Consider the following 13810-nt stretch of genomic DNA (forward strand, 5'->3'; position numbering starts at 1 on the left):
CTCCTTTCATCCTTTGATCCCCCCGGCCAGTCCCGCGCCGCGGATGAAGTAGCGCTGGAAGAGCAGGAAGATGACGATCGGCAGCACCACCGAGATCAGCAGTCCGGCCATGAACAGGTTGACCTGCACGTTGTCGCGGATCGACGGCAACATCACCGACAGCGGCTGTTTGGTCCGGTCCGGCAGCACCAGCTTCGGCCAGAGGAACTCGCGCCAGGCCGCGATGATCGACAGCAGAGACACGACGCCGATGATCGGGCCGGACAACGGCAGCACCAAGGACGTGAACATCCGGAAGTTGCCGACGCCGTCGATCTTCGCGGCCTCGAACAGCTCGGCCGGCAGTTGCGCGAAGAACCGTCCGGTGATGATCACGTTGAAGGCACTCGCCCCGGCGGGCAGCCAGATCGCCCAGTAGGTGTTGATCAACGACCCGCCGATGATCGGTACGTCGATCACCGTCAGATAGAGCGGTACGAGCGAGATCACGCCGGGGATGAAGAGCGTCGCCAGCAACGCGCCGTTGACGAACTTCGCGTACCGCGGCCGCAGGATCGCCAGCGCATAGCCGCCGGTCGTTGCCACCAGCACCGATACGGCCCAGTTGCCGAGCGCGATCCAGACGGTGTTGATCAGCGCAGGTCCGACCCGCAGCTGCGACCAGGCGGTCCCGATGTTCTCCCACTGCGGCTGCCCGGACCACAGGCCGAGCGGGTTCGACGCGATGTCGTTGGGTTGGGAGATCGCCGCCTTGGCCAGCCACAGGATCGGGCCGAGCCCGGCTAGTGCGAGCAAGACCAGGATCAGGACCTGACCGCCGCCGAGGGTCCAGCGCACGAGCGGACGGCTCCGGTCGGCCGGCGAGATGATGCCGCGATCGCTCACGTCGTACTCCAGCGCCGGGTCAGCCGGAAGTACAGCAACGACAGCAGACCGAGGAAGATCGCCAGCAGGACGGACAGCGCGGTCGCGCCGCCGTAGTCGCCGTTGATGAACGCGTAGTTGTAGAGCAGCATCAGGATCGTCGTGGTTGCGTTCGCCGGGCCGCCGCCGGTGAACAGGAACGGCTCGGTGAACACCTGGAACGTCCCGATGATCTGCAGCAGCAACGTGATCAGCAGGATCGTCCGCAGCTGCGGCAACGTCACGTGCACCACCCGCCGCCAGATCGAGGCCCCGTCGATCTCGGCCGCCTCATAGAGATCCGTGCGTACGCCGGACAACGCGGCCAGGTAGATGATCATCGTCGCGCCCGCGTTGGCCCAGGTCGCCTCCAGCACGATGCTGGGCATCGCCGAATGCGCGTCCTGCAGCCACTGGAACGGGCCCAGGCCGATGCCCCGGGCAAGGGTGTTGAACAGGCCGTCGTCACTCGCGTCGTAGAACACCCGCCAGAGCAGGATCGCCACCACGGGCGGCAGCACCACCGGTAGGTAGGCGAGCACCGAGAACAACGCTCGGCCGCGGCGCAGCTCGCGGACGAAGACGGCCAGCGCGAGCGGCGCCGGGTAGCCGAACAGCAACGCCAGCAGGGCGAACCAGGCAGTGTTGCGGACGGCCGTCAGCAGCAGCGGGTCGGCGAGCACCTTGCGGAAGTTCCCGAACCCGACCCACTGCGCCGGCTCGACCAGGTTGGTCTGCTGGAAGGCGAGCACCAGACCGCGCGCGATCGGCCACCAGGAGAACAACCCGAACACCAGCAACGTCGGGATCAGGAACACCAGGGTGCTGATCCCGCCGTTGCGGATCCATCGGGCGGTACGGGTCACGGGTTCGCCAGCAGGCCGTCGACGGCCTTCGACGAGTCAGTGAGTAGCTTGCCGATATCGGTGTCCTTCTTGGTCAGCACGGTCTGCACCACGGTGTCGAGGTTCGCGTACACCTTCTGACCGGCCACCGGCGGCTCGATCATCAGCTTCAGCGACGCCGCCTTACTCGTGTACGGCGTGAAGTTCGCCTGCACCGTGTTCACGTACGGCTTGATCCAGGCGTTGTACTGCTGCTGCGACGCCGCGTCGAACAACCACAGCATCGGCAGGCCGACGGAATGCACCTTGTCCGCGTTCGCGGCCTTGGCGTCGGTGACGGCGTGGTCCTGGTCGGTGAACTTCTCCAGCCAGAAGAACTCCGCCCACTTCACCGCCGCCTCGACCTGCTCCTTCGAGGCCTTCGGGTTGAACATCTGTACGGCGCCACCGGTCAGCGTGCCGCCGTCCGGGGAGTTGAGCGGCAGCGGCGCGACCCCGATGTCCTCGCCCTTGGCGCCCATCGTGGTGACCTCGTCGCGGTAGTCGCCCGGCGTACCGATGTACATCCCGATCTTGCCGCCGGCGAACTCCTGCTGCAGCTGCTTCTGGTTGAACAGGAAGTTGCTGCCCATCGCGTTGTCGGTCCACCGCATGTCGTGCAAGGCGGTCAGCGCGTTCTTCATCGGCGCGTCGTTGAACGCGGCCGAGGCCTTGCCGCCGTCGACGTTCTCGATCTTCCCGCCGTACGTGTACGTCATCGTGGTCAGGATCCAGCCACCGGTGTTGTTGGTGGTCATCATCGCGTAGCCGGCCTTGCCGGTCTTGTCCGCGATCGCCTTCGCGTCCGTCCGCACTTCTTCCCACGTCGTCGGCGGCTTGTCCGGGTCGAGCCCGGCCTGCTTGAACAGGGCGCGGTTGTAGTTGAGGCTCATCGTGTACGCCTGCACCGGCAGGCCGAAGATCTTCCCGCTGGAGTCCTGGACGGTCTTCAGCACCTCGGGGTTGATCTTGCTGCCGATCGGCGACGCCTTCACCACGTCGGTGATGTCGGCGAGCTGCTTGCGCTCGATCAGGCCCTGGACGTCGGTGTACGGGATCGCGACCACGGTCGGCAGCGTCCCGGCGGCCAGGTCGGCCTGGAACGTCTGTACGTCGTACCCGTACTCCGAACCCTCGATCTTGATCTTCGGGTTCGCCTTCTCGAACTCGGCGACCCGGTCGGTCCAGGTCTTCAGCGCGGCCGCCTGGTCGGGCGTCGGCTTCTGCCCGACCTTGATCGTCACCGTGCCGTCGGCCTTCGTGCCCTCGGCACCATTTTCTGACGAGCAGGCAGTGGCGCCGAGGATCACCAGTGCGGCGACTACCCCCGTCATCCGTCGTGTGGTCAGCACGTGTATCTCCTAACTGATGAACGTTCCGGGCAGGAACAAGGTCGTGGTCTTTCCGGTGACGATTCCGCTCGCCCACTGCAGCGCACCGGCACGCCCGGCGCCGTCGTTCTCGTTCAGGGCAAGGGAGATCGCGACCGGTCCGGTCGGTTGGCTCTGGAACCCGAGTGCCGTCCACGGGATCTTCACCTGGTACGACGTGACGCCGTCGGCGCGCGTGATCGCGGCCGTCGCGCCCGGCGTCGTACCGGTCGGGCTGCCGTCCGAGGTGCCGAAGGTGTAGACGGCCGGGCCGGTTGGCAACAACGCGGCGCCGATCTCGGTCGCGGTCGCGTTCTCGCCGGGCAGGCCGTTGCTGATCGCGAACTGGAGGCTGTCGCCCCGCCACAGGTTCGGCGCGGTCTCGGTCTGCGCGAACACGTCATCGGTGACCGCCGCGTTGACGATCAGGCCGGCGGCGTCGTACTGGAAGTTTGCCGTGCCGGAAAGGTCGGCGGCGCCACCCCAGGGGCGGGTGAAGGTGAGCCAACTGGCGTCGGTGGCCAGGTTGATCGAGCTCGTCGGGGTCGTGGCCGCGGGAACGATCGGGTCGAAGGCGGTCGTGCCCTTGACGGAGATCTTGTTGCCGTCGGAGGTGGTCAGATCGACGGTGTACGCATAGGCCTTCCATGGCGCGAGACCGGTGACCGGGATGGCGATCGTTGCCTTCTGCCCCGGTGCAATCGACTGGCCCGCCCCCGCCGTCCCGTGCTGGCCGGCGATGGTCCAGGTCAGGTCCTGGACCGTCGCGGCCGTCGTCGCCCTCGTGTTGGTGAGCTCGACGCCGAGAGCGGTTTGCAGGTCAGCGGTGAGCTGTGGAAGGACTCGGATCTTGGTCGCCGGTTCGACGCTGGTCCAGGCGACCAGGCGCGCGGTGGGTTTGCCGTCGCGCGCGACCGTCGCCACCACGTGCCGCAGGCCGAGGGTGTCACTCGCTGGGACCTGGATCGTGACCGTGGTGTTCTTGCCCGGAGTCACCAGGACGCGCTTGGTCTGACCCGCGACCGTCACCTCGCGCGGCCCGAGGTTGCTTACGGCACCTTTCAGGGTGACCGTGACTGCCGTGGGCTCCTGCGAGTTCGACGGGTCCGCGGCCGCGATCGTCAGCTGCGGTGTGGCCTGCTGGGTGACCGACGTGGCCGGTCCCTTGACGAAGACCGGGTCCTGGTCGACGGTCAGGTTCACCGCGCCGGCCGTCGGGGTCAGGGTGGTCTTGTGGCCGTACATGTCGGTCACTTCGAGCGGGTTCGTCGTGTTGAGTTTCACCGAGGACGTGCCGGCGGCGGTCGACCACAGCACGCGGGTGATCGACGTACCGGAACCGAAGCGGTACGAGTAGAGCGATGACGGCAGGGTGTCGCGGCCGCTGTACGCGAGACCGGTCAGCGCCCGGATCGTGGTTGCCTTCGCGACCAGGCCAGGCTTCGGCGCCATCCCGGCGATCGGTCCGGCAGGTGCCTGCAGGAGGCCGAAGGTGCTTTCCTTGTCGTCCAGGTTCGTGCCGTCGTTGAGGGCGTCGTACCAGTAGAACTGGCTGACGTTGTTGGCGATCATGATCGTGTCGTTGCGGATCGACTTGCGGGCCTGGTCGATCATCGATCCGCCGAAGCTCGGCGCGGTCGGGTAGCCCTCCTCGCTGATCCAGATCGGCTTGCCGGCGCCGCCGTTCGCGTTGGCCGCGGTACGCAGGCTCTGGATCTGGGTGTCGAGGTCACCCTCAGGGCCGGCGAACGTGTAAATGTGCGCGTTGATCGAGTCCAGGTAGGCCAGGCCGCCGTTGGACAGCACCTGGTCGCGGAACGAGGTGTCGCCCTTGTTCGGGCCGATGTCGGCGATGACGTTCGCGCTCGGGTTGTCCGCGTGAGTCTGTTCGTACGCCGCCTTCATCAGCTGCACGAAGCACGCGCCGGTGACGCCGCAGGCACTGTCGTTGAAGCCGGGCTGGTAGTACTCGTTGTAGGTCTCGATGTCGTTGGTGGTGCCCGCGAAGTGCTTCAGCCAGAAGCTCTGGTACCTACCGAACGCCGCCAGTCCTGCAGGAGTGCTCGGGGTCTTGCCGCCGTCGTACAGGGCGTTGCGGTAGCCGGTCACGAGCAGCGGGCGGATGCCGTTCGCTTTGGCGTCCGCGATCATCGCGTCGTACTGCGGTTCGACCGTGTAGTTGCCTGGCGTGCCGGATTCGACGTGTCCCCACTCGAGGCTGTCGCGGATGTGCGAGAAGCCGGCCAGTGCAAGGGTGCGGATGAGCGCGCCGCTGAGGCTGTAGTAGTGGTTCATGTGGGTGTTCACACCCCACTTGCCCGTGGGGGACTGGATTCCCGCGGTGAGCGGTGGGATGACAGCGAGCGTCGTACCGACGACCGTCTCGCCGGCGGTGAGGCGGAGGTTGTAGAAGCCGGGGCCGAGGGCCGCCGTACTGATCGAGCCGTTCGTCGTGTTGCCTGAGGCAACGGGCAGGTACTGGTCGTCGGTGATGCTCCAGGCGACCGAGGGTGCCGTCGAGGTGAGGGTGACGCTGCCCGACCCCTGGGTGAACACGAGGCTCTGGTTCGTGACCGTGATGCCGGTGGTGTCCGCGAACGAGATGCTGACCGACGAGATGCAGACCGAGCTGATGACTCCACCAGGAGCATTGGCCATCAGCCGGATGTCGGCGCCGTTCGCGCGGTTCTGGAAGTTGACGTTGGACATCCGGAACTGGGTGGAGGCCCAGGCGCCCGTGCCGGGGAAGACGAACCACGGCAGCGGGGTGAAGGCCGCGCTGACGCTGTCGTACTGCGCGGTGAGCTGCTGGCCCGGGGTGTCGAAGTAGCTGACCGTGAGGACCGCGTCGGTGGCGCCGGCCGGGATCCGGGTCGCGTCGATGTTCAGGTAGATGTACTGGTTCTTCAGGTCGTTGCTGGTCTGCCAGCAGGGCACCCCGAGGCGGCTCGACGCCGCGTGCTCCGGGGTCTTGTCCGGGTCTCCCGGCCAGGCGGCCATCCCGTCCGCGGCGACCGGGTTGGTGAAGACGATGCCGGGGTTGGTCGCGGCCTCCGCGGGTGCGCCCGACTGCACGGCGACCAACACTCCGGCTGCCAAAGATCCGCCGGCCAGCACCGCGAGCACTCTCCGAACCGGACCGAGCATGGGCGGTTCCTCTCGTCGTGTTCACATATATGAACGCTGTCTGTGATGCTGAACGACGAAAAGGTAGGGCGAGGCACACGAACGTGTCAACGGTTCAACCGGCCGGGTCAGTCCGGGTCGGCTCGGTTCGGGCTGCTTCGGGCTGGGTCAGGCGCCGGGGAAGCGGCGGAGGGTGCCGCCGATCTCGTCGGCGTGCTCGTGCAGCGCCTGGACCACGTCACGCTGATGCGCGTCGGTGAAGCGGGTCAGCGGAATCGAGCAGCTCAGCCCGTATGTCGCCGGCCGCCCGTACGGAATGGCGACCGCGATACTGCCGAGCCCGAGCGAGTCCTGCTCCCGCTCCGCGGCCCAGCCGCGAACCCGGATGTCCTGCAGTTCGAGCGCCAGCGACTTGTGATCGGAGATCGTGTGCTGAGTCTCCGTCGCGAGCTCGGCCGGGATCCGCTCCCCGACCTCCTCAGGCGAGAGCTGAGCGAGCAGCACCTGCCCAAGAGCAGTCGAGTGCGCCGGCATCCGTCGCCCGACACGCGATCCGCTGCGCAGGATGTGCATCGACTCCCGACTGGCCAGGTACACCACATCGGCACCGTCGAGCCGCGCCAGATGAACCGTCTCGTTGAGATGCGCGCGCAACGCGGCGAGATGCGGCGTCGCGACCTGGTTGACCACATCCCGGTCAAGGAAGGCCGTCCCCACCAGAAGGGCGCGGACCCCGATCCCGTACGCCGTACCGCGGTCGTCGGACTCGACCCACCCGGCGCCGACCAGCGTCCGCAACAACATGTGGATGCTGGACTTCGGATAGCCCAACTGACTCGCCAACTCAGTCAGCGTCAGCCGCCGCGGAGCCTGCGCCAGTGCCTCCAACAGCTCCACCGTCCGAGCCGCCGACTTCACCCCACCAGGCACCTCGGCCCGCTTCGCCGCTCCGTCGCCCATCTCCCCCGCCTCCTCCCGAAACACCTAAGTTCGGTATATCAGATCACGTCCACATACCTGAACAGCAGGAAGCGACCGCCACACTGTAGAACGTGACCAACTACCCGAACGTGGCCGCCGACGAACGACGGTCTCTCGAGCAGTTCCTCGACTTCCACCGCGCCGGCGTACTGCAGACGCTCGACGAGGTCAGCGACGCCGAAGCCGCGGCCCGGCTGCTCCCGGCGACAGAACTGACTGTAGGCGGAATCGTCAAGCATCTCGCCGCCGTCGAGGACCTGTGGTTCAGCCACAAGTTCCTCGACGTTCCGTCGGCCGAGCCGTGGCGGTCGGCGCCGTTCGACCAGGACCCCGACTGGGAGTTCCATTCGGCAGCCGCCAACACGGTCGCGGAGCTACGCGACCTGTACGAGAACGCCTGCGCGGCCAGCCGGAAGATCGCGGCGCAGGTCGAGTCGCTCGACGAACGCGCCGTACGGGCGTCGTTCGGCGAGCAACTCGTGAGCCTGCGCTGGATCTACCTCCACATGCTCGAGGAGACCGCCCAGCACCGCGGCCACCTTGACCTGCTGATGGACGCGGTCCGTCAGACCAGGCAGCGTGGTGCCCAGGTGGACAGGTAGTGTCGGGCGGCAAGGTAGTGCACCTGAGCGCGCTAATGCTCGGTGTGTACGGCGTCTCGGGGTGCTCTACCTGTCGAGAGTGCACATTGTCGGCGCCTGATCGGACACCACGACCACTTGTGCGGCGCTCCTCAGCCCGGCCCGTTCGCCGGTTCAGGCTCAGGCCAGCGAGACGAGCTCGAGGTAGTCGTCCGACCACAGGTCCTCGGTGGCGTCCGGCAGGATCAGCACACGGCCCGGACGGAGCGCCTCGATCGCGCCCTCGTCGTGGGTGACCATCACGATCGCGCCCGGGTAGCTGCCGACCGCGCCGAGCACCTCGTCCCGGGACGCCGGGTCGAGGTTGTTGGTCGGCTCGTCGAGCAGCAGCACGTTCGCGCTGGAGTGGACCAGGCCCGCAAGTGCCAGCCGGGTCTTCTCGCCGCCGGACAGGACCCCGGCCGGTTTGTCGACGTCGTCACCGCTGAACAGGAACGAGCCCAGCACGTTCCGGACCTCGCCGTCGGTCAGCCCAGGCGCGACCGACGCGAGGTTCTGCCGGACGGTACCGGCCAAGTCCAGCGTGTCGTGCTCCTGCGCGAAGTACCCGAGCCGCAAGCCATGGCCAGGTACGACGCGACCGGCGTCCGGCTGTTCACGGCCCGCGAGCAGCCGGAGCAGCGTGGTCTTGCCCGCACCGTTCAGCCCGAGGATGACGACCCGGCTCCCCCGGTCCACGGCCAGATCGACACCGTCCAGCACCTGCAAGGCGCCGTACGACTTCTTCAGGCCGACCGCGGACAGCGGGGTCCGGCCGGACGGCGCCGGGGCCGGGAGGCGGATCTTGGCGACCCGCGCGGCCCGGCGTACCGGCTCCAGCCCGGCAAGGAGCTTGTCGGCGCGACGGGCCATGTTCTTGGCCGCCATCGCCGTACTCGCACCGGCCTGCATCTTCGCCGACTGGGCATGCAGGACCGCGGCCTTGCGCTCGGCGACCGCACGCTCGCGCTTCCGGCGCCGCTCGTCCACCTCCAGCTGCTCGAGATACTTCGTCCAGCCGGTGTTGTGGAGGTCGATCGTCAGCCGCTGCGGGTCCAGATGGAAGACCCGGTTAACCGTTGCCTTGAGCAACTCGCGGTCGTGGCTGATGACGATCAGGCCGCCGGGGTACGCCAGCAGGAACTGCCGCAGCCACAGCACCGAGTCGGCGTCGAGGTGGTTGGTCGGCTCGTCGAGCAGCAGTACGTCGTGCTGCGCGAACAGGATCCGGGCCAGCTCGACGCGCCGTCGCTGACCGCCCGACAGCTCGCCGATCGGCTGCTCGAGGGCACGGTTCGGCAGACCGACACCGGCCGCGAGCCGCGCCGCTTCCGCCTCCGCCGCATAACCGCCGCCGGCCTGGAACGCGGCTTCGGCACGCGCGTACGATGCCATCGCCTTCTGCTGAGCCTTCTCTTGGGCCTCACCGGTGGCCGAACTCATCGCGGCCTCGGCCGCGCGGAGCTCCCGTACGGCGACGTCCAGGCCGCGTGCGGACAGAATGCGCGCGGTGACGGTGATCGCGGGATCGGCCGCGCGTGGGTCCTGCGGCAGGTAGCCGATCGACCCGGTCACGGTGACCTGTCCCGTCGCCGGACGGACCTCACCGGCCAGGGTCTTCAGCAGCGTGGTCTTGCCGGCACCGTTACGACCGATGAGCCCGACGCGGTCACCCGCGCCGACACTGAACGAAACGTCGGCCAGCAGCAACTGCGCACCGACCCGAATATCTACACCGCGAACGGCGATCATGATGGTTACTCTCCGTGGTAGCTAGTGGACACACCTCACCTGCAGAAGCGGGTGCGCCAGCTAGACACAGAGGCAAGTAGCCATGCGCCCACGGTAACCGGGGCGGGCAAGATCCGTCAGCTGATTTTCGCGGGAAGCTCGACGACGAAGCGGGCGCCGCCGCCCGGGCGGTCCGTGACCTGGATCGTGCCGTGGTGCCACTGGACGTGGCGCGCGACGATCGCGAGGCCCAGACCTACGCCGCGGCCACGGCCCGAGGTCTCGCCGCGACCGAAGCGTTCGAAGACCCGCGACCGGTCCTCGGCGGCGATACCCGGCCCGGCGTCGTCGACAGTGATGATCACGCCGAGCCCGCCGGCCTCCACGCCCACGCCCTTGCAGCCGCCCGCGTGGTCCTCGGCGTTCTCGACCAGGTTCGCGATCACACGCTCGAGCCGGCGCTTGTCCGCCTGCAACGTGAGCGCCTCGGCCTCCGGCGCAACAACCGTCACCTCCCGACCGGCCGTTGCGTCGGCGGCGGCCCGGACCAGGTCGGCGATCCGCACGATCTCCCGGCTTCCCCGGTCGCCGCCGTCGTCGCGGGAGATCTCCAGCAGGTCGATCACCAGCCGACGGAACCGGTCCAGATCGTCACCGAGCAGTTCGACCGGCTCCCGTACGGCGGCGGGCAGTTCGGCGCGGTGGTTCTGGATCAGCTGCATCGAGTTCAGCATCGTCATCAACGGCGTACGCAGCTCATGACTCACGTCGCCCGCGAACCGGGCGTCCGCTGCCACGCGTCTCTCCAGGTCGGCCGCGGTCTGGTTGAACGACCGCGCCAGCCCGCCGAGGTCCTTGTCGTTCTCCGCCGGCAACCGGGCGTCGAGCTTCCCGCGCGCCACCGCGTCCGCGACCCGGGTGAGCTCCGCGAGCGGACGCAGCGCGACCGTACTCGCCAGCCGCCCGACGGCGAGCCCAACCAGCGCGGTCGCCATCGCCGCCGCGATCAGTGTGATCTTCATCCGCCGCAGCGTGTCGTCCAGGCTGCTCAGCGGATGCCACTCGAAGAACGCGTCCCCCTGACGCCCGATCGGTACGCCGACCGCGAGCACCGGCTGCCCGCCCACCTCGATCCGCCGCTGCACCATGTTGCCGCCGATCGCGGCCTGGATCAGGTCCGGCGGCAGATCGGACGGCTGCCCGGTCATCGCGTACCAATGGTCTTGGAGGTACAGCATCGTCGCTGCCGCGTCAGTGGACGGCAGGCTGTTCATCACGTCCAGCACGGACACCCCGCTCAGCAGCGTAGGTGCCTCGCACTCGACCCGCTCGTGGATTGGCCGGCACGGCTTCGGCGGACCGAACAGCCCGTACCGCAACGCCGCCCCGTTGTCCGCCGTGATGGTCTCCGCCGCCGCCTCACGCTGCTGGACCAGATAGTCCGAGACCACGGTCCACGTCACGATCGCCAGCACGGTCGACAACCCGAGCGCCAGCAGGCCGTACGCCAGCATCACGCGGCCCCGCAGGGTGACCCGTCCCAGCAAGGTCAGCTCACCAGTCGGTAGCCCAGGCCGCGGGCCGTGACGAGATGCTTCGGGCTCGCCGGGTCGCGCTCGACCTTCAGCCGCAGCCTCCGGATGTGGACGTCGACGATCCGGCTGTCACCGAAGTACCCGTAGCCCCAGACCTTCGACAGCAACTGCTCGCGGCTCAGCACCTTGCCCTCGGCATTGGCCAGCTCGGCGAGCAACTTGAACTCGGTCCGGGTCAGCGGCAGTACGTCGCCGTCCCGCGTCACCTCGGCCCCCGCTACGTCGATCCGCAGGTCACCGACCTCCAGCAGGTCGGCCTGCCGCGCGCTGGCCGGCTCCACCCGGCGCAGCAGCGCCCGGATCCGGGCCGACAACTCCTTCGCGACGAGCGGTTTCGTCACGTAGTCGTCGGCGCCCGCCTCCAGGCCCGCGACCACGTCGTGGCTGTCGGTCCGCGCGGTCACCATGATCACCGGTACGTCGCTCGCGCGGCGGATCTCCCGGCAGACCGCGAAACCGTCCCGGTCCGGCAGCATCAGGTCCAGCAGCACCACGTCCGGTGGTTCCCGGCGCAGCGCGGCGAGAGCGTCGTACCCGTTGGCCGCCTCGGCGACCTGGTACCCCTCGTCCTCCAGGGCAAGTCGCAGTACCCGCCGGATGCGCGGCTCGTCATCGACCAGCAGCAAGCTGTGTGCCACCAGGACAGTGTCGCTCACCAATGGCGTGGCTGTCGGTTACGGGTGTCATGAATCCGTCATGTTCGGGCGGGGGCCGATTGACATCTGCTTGACGGTTCGGTGACCCCGGTTCTCCGCCCGCCCGGGAGTCCTAACTTCGGCGCTATCGAGTCCCGGAGGAGGACCAATGGCCAGGAAACGGCTGGCGGCAGTAACCCTTGCCGCCGTTGCGAGCATCACGCTCGCCGCTTGCAGCAGTGGCGGCACGACACCGTCCGGATCCGGAGGCAGTGCCGGCACACCGGTCAGCGGCGGCACCCTGAACATGCTCGGGGCGGGCGACGTCGACTACATGGATCCCAACATCAGCTACTACTCCGTCGGGTACCTGAACCTGCGGATGTGGAGCCGGCAACTGTTCACCTATCCGGCCGAGCCCGGCGGCAAGAACACCACGCCGGTCGCCGATCTCGCGACCGAGATCCCGACCGCGGCGAACGGCGGGATCAGCGCGGACGGCAAGACGTACACGATCAAGATCCGGCCGAACGCGAAGTGGAGCACCAGCCCGGCCCGCCAGGTGACCGCCGCCGACCTTGTTCGCGGCGTCAAGCGGACCGCGAACCCGGTGCAGCCGTTCGGCGGCATCCCGGACTTCGCGAACCTGATCGTCGGCTACAAGGCGTTCGCCGACGGTTTCGCCAAGGCGCCGAAGTCGGTGGCCGGGATCCAGGAGTACATCGACAAGACCCCGCTGCCGGGCGTGGTGGCCAAGGACGACACGACGGTCGTCTTCCACCTCACCCAGCAGGCGTCGTACTTCGTCGACATGCTGACGCTGCCGGCCTTCTCCGCCGCCCCGGTCGAGTCGCTCAAGTACCTGCCGGCCAGCACCGACCTGGGCAACCACTTCCCGTCCGACGGCCCGTACAAGGTCGACTCCTGGGTGCCGACCAAGTCGATCACGTACTCCCGCAACCCCAACTGGGACCCGGCGTCCGACCCGGTCCGGAAGGCGTACGTCGACAAGATCGTGGTCAACGAGACCGTCACGCAGGACTCGATCCAGCAGCAACTGCAGACCGGTACGCCGTCGGCCGACATGGAGTTCGACGTCGCGCCGCCGCCGTCCCAGCTGCCCGCCCTGCAGGCCAAGAAGGATCCGAAGCTGACCATCGGCGACACCGCCAGCTCGAACCCGTACGTCGTCTACAACACCGTCTCGCCGAACAACGACAAGGCGATGCAGAACCCGAAGGTGCGGCAGGCGATCAGCTACGCGATCAACCGCGACCACATCCTGCAGGTGCTCGGCGGCAAGACGCTGAACCCGCCGCTGACGCACGTACTGCCGGACGTGATCACCGGCTCCAAGCAGATCGATCCGTACCCGTACAACCCGGACAAGGCCAAGCAACTGCTGGCCGAGGCAGGGTTCCCGCACCTGACGCTGAAGTTCCTCTACCGGAACGCGACCGAGGGCAGCAGCAAGTCCTTCCAGACGATCCAGCAGGACCTGTCCAAGGTCGGCATCACGGTCGTCGGCGTACCGTCGCCGAACGCGGACTTCTACGTGAAGTACCTGCAGGTGCCGAGCGTCGCGAAGCGCGGTGTCTGGGACGTCTCGCTGGCCGGTTGGGGCGCGGACTGGTACGGCAACGCGGCACTGTCGTTCTTCAACCCGCTGTTCTCGGGTGAGCCGTCGTTCCCGCCGGTCGGCAGCAACTTCGGGCTCTACAACGACCCGGAGACCAACACTCTGATCCAGCAGGCGATCGCCGCACCGACCGTCGACGCGGCCGGCGACCTGTGGGCCAAGGCCGACGCCCGGGTGATGGACCAGGCGGCGTTCTACCCGCTGACCAGCAACAAGCAGGCGAACTACCACGCCGAGCAGGTGAACAACGCGGTCTACGTGCCGTCGATGCAGAACTACGACCCGACCAACGTTTGGCTGTCCAAAGACAAGCAGGGCGGCTAAGA

Annotated in this window: 10 protein-coding genes; 2 read left to right on the forward strand and 8 right to left on the reverse strand. The window is 67.8% G+C overall.

Translation table 11 applies throughout. The annotated features are described in order from the left end of the window. Positions 1–6: 6 nt before the first annotated feature. From ACLJOO_RS27105 to ACLJOO_RS27125, 5 genes are all read right to left on the reverse strand, one after another. The gene (locus tag ACLJOO_RS27105) at positions 7–885 is read right to left on the reverse strand and encodes a carbohydrate ABC transporter permease (RefSeq protein WP_410790213.1); all 879 of its coding nucleotides are present in this window, start codon (positions 883–885) and stop codon (positions 7–9) included. Continuing rightward, a complete protein-coding gene (locus ACLJOO_RS27110) occupies positions 882–1769 on the reverse strand; it encodes a carbohydrate ABC transporter permease (RefSeq protein WP_410790214.1) in 888 nt (295 codons plus the stop codon). Before ACLJOO_RS27110 ends, ACLJOO_RS27105 begins: the two co-directional genes overlap by 4 nt. Further along, positions 1766–3139: an ABC transporter substrate-binding protein gene (locus ACLJOO_RS27115; RefSeq protein ID WP_410790215.1), complete on the reverse strand. Its 1374-nt coding sequence runs from the start codon at positions 3137–3139 to the stop codon at positions 1766–1768. Before ACLJOO_RS27115 ends, ACLJOO_RS27110 begins: the two co-directional genes overlap by 4 nt. A 9-nt stretch (positions 3140–3148) precedes the next feature. Next, positions 3149–6304, reverse strand: coding sequence for a sugar-binding protein (locus ACLJOO_RS27120; RefSeq protein ID WP_410790216.1), 3156 nt, complete (start codon positions 6302–6304; stop codon positions 3149–3151). 147 nt (positions 6305–6451) lie between these two features. Further along, positions 6452–7243 (reverse strand): IclR family transcriptional regulator, encoded by a 792-nt coding sequence (locus ACLJOO_RS27125; protein WP_410790217.1) that lies wholly within the window; start codon positions 7241–7243, stop codon positions 6452–6454. Between the two features lie 92 nt (positions 7244–7335). Between ACLJOO_RS27125 and ACLJOO_RS27130 the strand changes: the two genes are divergently transcribed. Then, positions 7336–7866 carry a DinB family protein gene (locus ACLJOO_RS27130; protein ID WP_410790218.1) on the forward strand — a complete coding sequence of 177 codons (531 nt, stop codon included), beginning with the start codon at positions 7336–7338 and terminating at the stop codon, positions 7864–7866. 159 nt (positions 7867–8025) lie between these two features. Here the strand turns inward: ACLJOO_RS27130 and ACLJOO_RS27135 are convergent, their stop codons facing one another. The 3 genes from ACLJOO_RS27135 to ACLJOO_RS27145 form a co-directional block, all read right to left on the reverse strand. After that, positions 8026–9636 carry an ABC-F family ATP-binding cassette domain-containing protein gene (locus ACLJOO_RS27135; protein ID WP_410790219.1) on the reverse strand — a complete coding sequence of 537 codons (1611 nt, stop codon included), beginning with the start codon at positions 9634–9636 and terminating at the stop codon, positions 8026–8028. Positions 9637–9752: 116 nt separating this feature from the next. After that, a complete protein-coding gene (locus ACLJOO_RS27140; protein ID WP_410790220.1) occupies positions 9753–11162 on the reverse strand; it encodes an ATP-binding protein in 1410 nt (469 codons plus the stop codon). A gap of 2 nt (positions 11163–11164) precedes the next feature. Then, positions 11165–11848, reverse strand: a complete 684-nt coding sequence (locus ACLJOO_RS27145) for a response regulator (protein WP_410790221.1) — start codon at positions 11846–11848, stop codon at positions 11165–11167. A 166-nt stretch (positions 11849–12014) separates the two neighbouring features. Here ACLJOO_RS27145 and ACLJOO_RS27150 point away from each other — a divergent pair, with 166 nt between their 5' ends. Continuing rightward, the gene (locus ACLJOO_RS27150) at positions 12015–13808 is read left to right on the forward strand and encodes an ABC transporter substrate-binding protein (RefSeq protein ID WP_410790222.1); all 1794 of its coding nucleotides are present in this window, start codon (positions 12015–12017) and stop codon (positions 13806–13808) included. The last annotated feature ends 2 nt before the right edge of the window (positions 13809–13810 follow it).

Origin of the sequence: Kribbella sp. C-35 (genome assembly GCF_046549195.1) — a bacterium.
Lineage (GTDB): Bacteria > Actinomycetota > Actinomycetes > Propionibacteriales > Kribbellaceae > Kribbella.